The organism is Allobosea sp. 01N443 (assembly GCF_056399325.1).
Genome location: NZ_JBFTRC010000377.1, coordinates 1 through 1,601 on the forward strand (window position 1 = coordinate 1; position 1,601 = coordinate 1,601).

Annotated in this window: 1 protein-coding gene; it reads right to left on the bottom strand. The window is 63.4% G+C overall.

Features of this window, described 5'->3' with window-relative positions; all coding sequences use genetic code 11:
- Window positions 1-94: 94 nt before the first annotated feature.
- Window positions 95-1,534 (bottom strand): IS1182 family transposase, encoded by a 1,440-nt coding sequence (locus tag AC1DRP_RS36490; protein ID WP_476771128.1) that lies wholly within the window; start codon window positions 1,532-1,534, stop codon window positions 95-97.
- Between the last annotated feature and the right edge of the window lie 67 nt (window positions 1,535-1,601).

Sequence of the window (1,601 nt, forward strand, 5' to 3'; positions counted from 1 at the left end):
CCACCGAGGCCGTGTGCAAACGCGCTATTGGGATGCCTGAGGTGTGCGCCGCGTCGTCTGCGGGTGAAGTTGGACGAGAGTCGCGGCGACCCGTTCAGGTCCGCATCGCCAGAATGAGCGGCCCAGCGCCAAGGATGGCGATCACTCTCTTCAGATTGTAGGCCAGGACGTGGAGGCTCATCTCCGTACTGACGTTTTTGAGGGACTTGGTCTTGAAGTGGGTCGCTCCCATCCAGGCCTTTAAGGTTCCGAAGGGGTGTTCGACGGTGGCTCGGCGGATGCGCATGCTCTTGGGCGCGCGATCCAGCCGTTCCTGCATGGCCTCGATCACCGCCTCATGCTCCCAGCGGGTGACCCGTCGCTCGACGCTCGGTGTGCACTGGGGCTTTAAGCGGCAGCTCTGACAGCTGGCGCGGTCCCAGTAGCGATGCAGGGTCAGGCCCTTCTCCACCGTCGTCATATGGCGGGGCAGCAGCGCCCCCGATGGGCAGCGGTAGACGTCCTGCTCGGGCAGGTAGGCGAAGTCCTGCTTGCCGAACCGGCCGTCGGCCTTGGCGCCGGAAGTCAGGGGCTTGGGCATGAGGGGCGTCACGCCGATAGCCTCGCAGGCCAGGATCTCCTCGCCGGCGAAGTAGCCGCGATCGGCCAGCACGTCGAGCGTTTCGACGCCCATTTCGGCCTTGGCTTGGCCGGCCATTCCCGAGAGTTGACCGCGGTCGTGGCCGGTGTTGGTGACCTCGTGCGCGACGATCAGGTGGTGAGTGATGTCCACCGCCGTCTGCACGTTGTAGCCGACCATCCCCGTGCCCTTGCCGTTGGTGGCCATCGCCCGCGCATCCGGATCGGTCAGAGATATCTGCTGGTCCGGCGCGGCATGCACCTCAGACTCCAGGGCCTTGAAGGCTTTCATCTGCTCCTTGAGGGCGGCGATCTTGTCTTTCAACCGCACCGTCTTGGCCTGGGCCAGTTCGCCATCATGTCGATCGGCCGTCTCCAGCGCCGACATGTAACGCTCGATGCTGGCCTCCACCTGCTCCATCCGACGCTGGATCGAGGCGCGCGTAAAGTTCTTGTCGCGCGTGTTCACCGCCTTGAACTTGCTGCCGTCGATGGCCACGATCGCGTGGGTGAAGAGATCCAGCCGGCGACACAAAGTGATGAACTGCCGGCAAGCCGCCCGGATCGCCGAGCCGTTGTCCTTCCTGAAGTCGGCGATGGTCTTGAAGTCCGGCGCCAGCCGTCCCGTCAGCCACATCAGCTCGATGTTGCGCTGCGCCTCGCGCTCCAACCGACGGCTCGATTGCACCTGGTTGATGTAGCCGTAGACGTAGATCTTTAGCAGCACGCCCGGATGGTAGCTCGGACGGCCCGTCGCCTCGGGAACCACGCCTTCAAAACCCAGTTGGCCCAGGTCCAATTCATCAACGAAGACGTCGATCACCCGAACCGGATTGTTCTCCGACACGTAGTCGTCAAGATACTCGGGAAGCAGGACACCCTGCCGACGGTCTTCACTCTCAACGAAGCGCTTCATCTAAGCTCCCGGAGCATCACCTCCAGGAATCCTAGCCGACTCGGCTCTTTTCACACAGCCTCCACCC